Annotated in this window: 6 protein-coding genes; 5 read left to right on the plus strand and 1 reads right to left on the minus strand. The window is 63.9% G+C overall.

From position 1 onward, the window contains the following. The first annotated feature begins 92 nt into the window (after window positions 1-92). On the plus strand, window positions 93-2,051 hold the full coding sequence (locus tag MH112_RS10665) for a S9 family peptidase (protein ID WP_296567581.1): 1,959 nt from the start codon (window positions 93-95) through the stop codon (window positions 2,049-2,051). Window positions 2,052-2,092: 41 nt separating this feature from the next. Further along, on the plus strand, window positions 2,093-2,581 hold the full coding sequence (locus MH112_RS10670) for a YbjN domain-containing protein (RefSeq protein WP_296567583.1): 489 nt from the start codon (window positions 2,093-2,095) through the stop codon (window positions 2,579-2,581). On the opposite strand, the gene MH112_RS10675 is transcribed toward MH112_RS10670, so the two are convergent. Beyond that, complete coding sequence (locus MH112_RS10675; protein WP_296567586.1) at window positions 2,578-3,168, minus strand: hypothetical protein; 591 nt, start codon at window positions 3,166-3,168, stop codon at window positions 2,578-2,580. The two genes, MH112_RS10670 and MH112_RS10675, sit on opposite strands and share 4 nt — an antisense overlap. Window positions 3,169-3,506: 338 nt before the next feature. Here MH112_RS10675 and rpsL point away from each other — a divergent pair, with 338 nt between their 5' ends. From rpsL to fusA, 3 genes are all read left to right on the plus strand, one after another. After that, on the plus strand, window positions 3,507-3,878 hold the full coding sequence (gene rpsL, locus MH112_RS10680) for a 30S ribosomal protein S12 (RefSeq protein ID WP_293415253.1): 372 nt from the start codon (window positions 3,507-3,509) through the stop codon (window positions 3,876-3,878). Between the two features lie 12 nt (window positions 3,879-3,890). Continuing rightward, entirely contained in the window at window positions 3,891-4,364 is a 474-nt protein-coding gene (gene rpsG, locus MH112_RS10685; protein WP_293317136.1) for a 30S ribosomal protein S7, read from the plus strand. 116 nt (window positions 4,365-4,480) lie between these two features. Next, a complete protein-coding gene (gene fusA / locus MH112_RS10690) occupies window positions 4,481-6,559 on the plus strand; it encodes an elongation factor G (protein WP_296567594.1) in 2,079 nt (692 codons plus the stop codon). The last annotated feature ends 107 nt before the right edge of the window (window positions 6,560-6,666 follow it).

Consider the following 6,666-nt stretch of genomic DNA (forward strand, 5'->3'; position numbering starts at 1 on the left):
ACCCAGGGCCGTTTTTCGTTCTACACATGCGTTCAGAGCCTTGCCTTCATGCGGACGGCGGCTAACCTCACCTGGGGTTGAGGGGAGTTTTTATGCGCGTTCTGATGATGGTAGTGCTTGCGGCCTGGGCCGTGAGCACGTCGATGGCGGCCGCCGCGCCGCCGCCGGTGGCGGCTTTCGCCCGGCTTGAGGCGATCCAGGACGTGGCGATATCGCCCAATTGCGCTCGCATCGCCCTGCTGGGCGGGCCCGCAGGGGCGCGGTCCCTCAACATCGCGACCTTGGACACCGCCGGCGCCAAGACGGTGCCCCTGGGGGATATCGAGGCGGTGAGTGTCCGTTGGGTGGGCAACGACCATGTTATCGTCCGGGTAGGGTTCTGGGAGAAGCTTGCCCCCCGGCGCGAATATCGCTTTGAGCGCAACATCGTGGTCACCGCCGAAGGCGAGATCGGCGCGCTCCTGCTCTCCAACGACCATGCCAGTCGCTATGCCACCAGCCAGCCGATCATGCGGGTGGTCCATGGAGAGACCCCGGCGGTCTATCTGATGGGTCTGCAGATGACCATCGACCGGTCCCATGTGGACAGCCGCATTGTCCAGAAGGGGGACGAGCAGACCTTCAAGTGGTCGCTCTGGCGGGCCGATCCCACCACCGGCCATGGACGGATCGTGGAAAACGGCAACTTCGATTCAATCTTCTTTGAACCCGATGGCCAGGGTGAGGCGAGGGTGCGTTTCGAGGTCGATCCCGATACCGCCAAGGCGCGAGTCTTTGGCCGGGCCAGGGGAGAGCGGCGCTGGACAGAGACGTGGCGCGAAGAAAGCGGCGGCGAGTACCTCGGCTATTCCGATCCCGAGGACGCCATCTATCTCGTTCAGGACGTGGTCGGCGGTCGACAGGTGGTGCGCCAGCGACTGTCTGATGGGGCGACAGACGGCATGGGCGAGCCGAGCCCCTATGATCCAAGTACGATCGTCGACCCCTATACCGGGCAGGTTCTCGCCCTGCTATCCGGTGGCGAGAGCTTCACGGCACAGTATCTCGATGACCATATTGGCGCGGTGCACAGGCTGCTGTCCCGGGCCATGGGGGGGCGTCCCGTCGGGCTTGTGGACTGGTCGCAGGACCGCACTCGCTTTGTGGTCCGCACCCAGTCCAATGACGCGCCGCCCACCTGGCACCTTCTGGACTGGAGCAAAAAGGAGCTCTCGCCGCTGGGATCTGGTTTCCCCGAGCTCAATGATCAGCCCATGGGACAGACCCAATGGCTGACCTACAGGGCGCGGGACGGGCTTGAGATCCCCGCCTATCTGACCCTGCCGCCGGGTGCCGGCACCGGCGAGGTGCCCCGCCCTTTGGTGGTTCTGCCCCATGGGGGGCCTGCCGCCCGCGACACCGACCGCTTTGACTATCTGACCCAGTTCCTGGCGACGCGGGGCTATGCGGTGCTGCGGCCCCAGTTCCGGGGCTCTCGCGGCTTTGGTCAGGCTTTCGAGGACGCCGGCAAGGGCGAGTGGGCTGGCAAGATGCAGACGGACCTCCTGGATGGGGTGGCCCATCTGGCTGAGGCGGGGCAGATCGACCCTGAACGGGTGTGTATCGTGGGGGCGAGCTATGGGGGGTATGCCGCCCTGGTCGGCGTCACCCTGCATCCTGAAGCATTCCAATGCGCCGCAGCTATCGCCCCGGTCACCGATCTGCAGATGCTGCAACTGAATGTGGTTCGGCGATCAGGCCGGGAGTCGGGTTTCTTTGTCGGCTTCCGCGATCAGCTGGCCAACGCCTCCCGCGAGCAGATGGCGGCGGCCTCGCCGGTCACTCACGCCGCGGCGGCGACCGCGCCGATTCTGCTGATGCACGGTGATCAGGACACTGTTGTTCTGCTGGATCACTCGGTGCTGATGAAGAACGCCCTGGAGCGGGCGGGCAAGCCCGTCGAGTTGGTCGTCTTTGAGGGAGAGAACCACTATTTCTTCCGGCCGCAGAGCCGCGCGCGCATGCTGGAGCAGCTGGGCAGCTTCCTCTCCACCCATCTCCCGGTAAACTAAAACCCTGGGGCAGGTGGGCTCCGTTTAGGGGGAGCGGTCCCATGCGTGGACTTTGGATTATCGCAGGTGTCGCCCTGGCGCTGGGGGCGACCCAGGTCCAGGCGCGCCCGTTGCCCGCCGGCGGGGTCACGGCCGCTGAGGTGATCGAGGTGCTGCAGGCCAGTGGCTACCGCGCCCAGGCCGATGTGGACGGGGTTGGCGACCCCATGGTCCGTAGCGCCACCGACGGCACCAACTTCCTCATCTACTTCTACGGCTGTGAGCGCGATCGCTGCACGAGCATCCAGTTCAGCGTCGGCTTCGAGATGAATCAATCGCCGGGCCTAGCGAAGATCAATGAGTGGAACCGTGAGATGCGGTTCGGCCGCGCCTATCTCGACTCCGACATGGATCCCTTCGTCGAGATTGATGTGGACATGGAACTCGGTGCCACGACCGAACAGCTTCAGAGCGTCATCGGCACCTGGACGGCACTGGTCCCGGCCTTCAAAGAGTTCATCGATTTCAGATCAGCCCGCTCCTGGCGCTAGAGATCAGGCAAGGGATTCATCGACCTCCCACCGCTGGTGGTATCGATCCCCAGTGGGGGCGTGACAGAGTCGCGATAGGCGCGATCGGCGGCCTTTCGCGCGGCGGCCTGCTCCAGCCCCCTCTGCTTGTCGCCGTCCATGAGCGGCGGCCGATAGGGTGCCGTCTCCGCCCCGCGGGCGAAGCGCTCAAGGCAGGCGGCCCGCTCCGCCTGGTTCAGCCGCGACATGTCCGGCTGGCTGCAGCCAAAGGTCTGTCGCAGGGCGCTCCTGAGCCGCGCGGCCTGGGCGGTGGCCTCGGGATCTGCGGCTGGCGCTGGGTGAATGGGGGAGGGAGCCGTCTCAGCCGAATCGCCGCGGTTGTCTCGCGGTGGCGTCGTTGGGCCTTGGGCGGCCCGAATCGGCATTTGCTGGCTGCGGTCGGGGCGACGCCGGAGGGCGGCAAGTGGCGGTGCCAGGACGATCTCGAAGATCGGCCCCTCCTGCGTCTGCGGCAGGTCCGGGGCCATCTGCCCCAGCATCAGCAAGGCGGCCAGATGCAACGCCGTGACCAGGGCTGCGGCCCCCATAAGTCTCAAGCCGCGCGTCATGGGTCCATCCAACCGGTCAAGGCCAAGCTGGTTGCCGCGCGGGGCAAAACTGTGGCGCGGCGTGGCAAAGTCCGCAGGGCTTGCGCAAACATTGACGGGCAGGGCCGGTGCGAGTATGAACCGCGCTCCTCTGAGGCCAGGGATCATGTCCCAGGTCCCATGGGACCCGAAAGTCTTGCAAGGGACGGCTCGCCCGCCGGAGCGCTTCACACATGCGCGCCGGCGAGTTTTCGTGTTCAGAGCCGGGCTTGAAGACCAGAAGACCAACGACCCTTCAACGGGGCGCATCGGCCCAACGGCACACGCCCCCACAAGCCTAGGAATGGCGCAGAGAATATATGCCTACGGTCAATCAGCTGATCCGCAAACCGCGCAAGGACAAGCCCTCGCGCAATAAGGTGCCGGCCCTCAAGGGCTGCCCCCAGCGTCGCGGCGTTTGCACGCGCGTTTACACCACGACCCCCAAGAAGCCGAACTCGGCTCTGCGGAAGGTGGCCAAGGTCCGTCTGACGACCGGCATTGAAGCGGTGTGCTACATCCCCGGCGAAGGCCACAACCTCCAGGAACACTCCGTGGTGCTGATCCGCGGCGGCCGGGTGAAGGACCTTCCCGGCGTGCGCTATCACATCCTGCGCGGCGTGCTCGACACCCAAGGGGTGAAGGACCGCAAGCAGCGTCGTTCGCTCTACGGCGCCAAGCGTCCGAAGTAAGGATCAGAAGATATGTCCCGCCGCCGTCGCGCAGAAAAACGTCAAGTCCTTCCCGACCCGAAGTTCGGGGATCTCGTTGTCACCAAGTTCATGAACTACGTGATGTACGAAGGTAAGAAGGCCGTCGCCGAGAACATCATCTACGGTGCGTTCGATATCCTCGAAGCCAAGCGTAAGGACCAGGGCCCCCTGGAAACCTTCCATGCGGCTCTGGATAACGTCGCTCCGGGCATCGAGGTCCGCTCCCGCCGGGTTGGCGGCGCTACCTATCAGGTTCCCGTGGAAGTGCGTCCCGAGCGCCGTCGCGCTCTGGCCATCCGCTGGCTGGTGACTGCTGCGCGCAAGCGCGGCGAGAACACCATGACCGAGAAGCTGGCCGGTGAACTCCTCGACGCCTCCTCTAACCGCGGTGCCGCAGTGAAGAAGCGCGAAGACACCCACAAGATGGCTGAGGCGAACCGCGCCTTCTCGCACTACCGCTGGTAAGTCTGCCCATCCATCGCTTCCCGGCGCGGGCGGTTTGAGTTAAACCGCCCGCGCTGTTCGTTCAGCATCAAGACCGGCATTCGACCTCCGGACCTCTTTCAGCAAAGCCTTTCGCTATGGCCCGCACGCACCCCATCGAAGACTACCGTAATTTCGGCATCATGGCCCACATCGACGCGGGCAAGACGACGACGACAGAGCGGATTCTCTTCTACACCGGCAAGAGCCACAAGATCGGTGAAGTCCATGATGGCGCGGCCACCATGGACTGGATGGAGCAGGAGCAGGAGCGCGGCATCACGATCACGTCGGCCGCGACGACCTCGTTCTGGAAGGGCAAGCGCCTCAACATCATCGACACCCCCGGCCACGTGGACTTCACCATTGAGGTGGAGCGGTCCCTCCGGGTGCTCGACGGCGCGGTGACCGTTCTGGACGGCAATGCCGGCGTGGAACCCCAGACCGAGACCGTCTGGCGCCAGGCCGACAAGTACAATGTTCCCCGGATCGTGTTCATCAACAAGATGGACAAGATCGGCGCTGACTTCGACAAGTCGGTGGAATCCATCCGCGACCGCCTGGGCGCGAAGGCTGTTCCTATCCAACTGCCGATCGGTTCGGAATCTTCCCTGCGCGGTCTGGTGGACCTGGTCCGCATGAAGGCCGTGGTCTGGGAGAATGACGGTCTGGGTGCCGCCTTCACCGACGAAGACATTCCTGCCGATATGAAGGAAAAGGCCGAACAGGCCCGGGCCTACATGATCGAGAACGCGGTCGAGCTCGATGACGAGGCCATGGAGGCCTATCTCTCGGGTGAAGAGCCGTCGGAAGAGACCATCAAGAAGTGCCTGCGCAAGGCGGTTCTGACCGGTGCCTTCTATCCGATCCTCTGTGGCTCGGCCTTCAAGAACAAGGGCGTTCAGCCCCTGCTTGACGCCGTTGTCGACTATCTGCCGTCGCCCCTGGACATCCCCCCAACCCCGGGCATCGACTTCCGCACCGAAGAGCCGGTCACCCGTCGCGCCTCGGACGACGAGCCGCTGTCGGTCCTGGCGTTCAAGATCATGGACGATCCCTTCGTGGGCTCTCTGACCTTCTGCCGCATCTATTCGGGCAAGCTCGAAACCGGCATGGGCCTGCTGAACTCCACCCGCGATCGTCGTGAGCGTGTCGGCCGGATGCTGCTGATGCACTCCAACAACCGCGAAGACATCAAGGAAGCCTATGCTGGCGACATCGTCGCTCTGGCTGGCCTGAAGGACACCCGCACTGGCGACACCCTGTGTGATCCGACCAAGTCGCCGGTCATCCTGGAGCGCATGGAGTTCCCCGCGCCGGTTATCGAGATCGCCGTGGAGCCCAAGTCCAAGGCCGACCAGGAAAAGCTCGGCGTGGCCCTGGCCAAGCTGGCTTCCGAAGACCCGTCCTTCACGGTCTCCACCGACCACGAGTCGGGCCAGACCATCCTGAAGGGCATGGGCGAGCTGCACCTGGACATCAAGATCGATATCCTGAAGCGCACCTATAAGGTCGAAGCCAACATCGGTGCCCCGCAGGTGGCCTATCGTGAGAGCCTCGGGCGTCGCTGCGAGATCGACTACACCCATAAGAAGCAGACCGGCGGTACGGGCCAGTTCGCCCGGGTGAAGCTGGTGTTTGAGCCGGGCGAGGCCGGTTCAGGCTTCGTGTTCGAGAGCGCGCTGACCGGTGGTTCGGTGCCGAAGGAATACATTCCCGGCGTCCAGAAGGGCATCGAGTCCGCCAAGGACAACGGTCTGCTGGCCGGCTTCCCGCTGATCGACTTCAAGGCCACCTTGATCGACGGTGCCTATCACGACGTTGACTCCTCGGTGCTGGCCTTTGAAATCGCCTCCCGCGCGGCCTTCAAGGAATTGCGTGAAAAGGGCGGGCCCAAGCTGCTCGAGCCGATCATGGCCGTCGAGGTTGTGACCCCGGAAGAGTATCTGGGTTCGGTCATCGGCGACCTGAACGGTCGTCGTGGTCAGATCCAGGGCCAGGACATGCGCGGCAACGCCACGGTCATCAACGCCTATGTGCCGCTGGCCAATATGTTCGGCTATGTGAACACCCTCCGGGGCATGTCACAGGGTCGCGCTCAGTTCACCATGACGTATGACCACTATGAGCCGGTCCCGCAGCATGTGGCTGACGAAGTCATCAAGAAGTACGCCTAAGATCTTCCAACCCTAGTTTAGAGGACGAGCCCGGACAGGGCTGGAGCTTGAAATGGCCAAAGAGAAATTCCAACGCACTAAGCCGCATTGCAACATCGGCACGATTG

Origin of the sequence: Phenylobacterium sp., assembly GCF_022402485.1 — a bacterium.
Classification (GTDB): domain Bacteria; phylum Pseudomonadota; class Alphaproteobacteria; order Caulobacterales; family Caulobacteraceae; genus Phenylobacterium.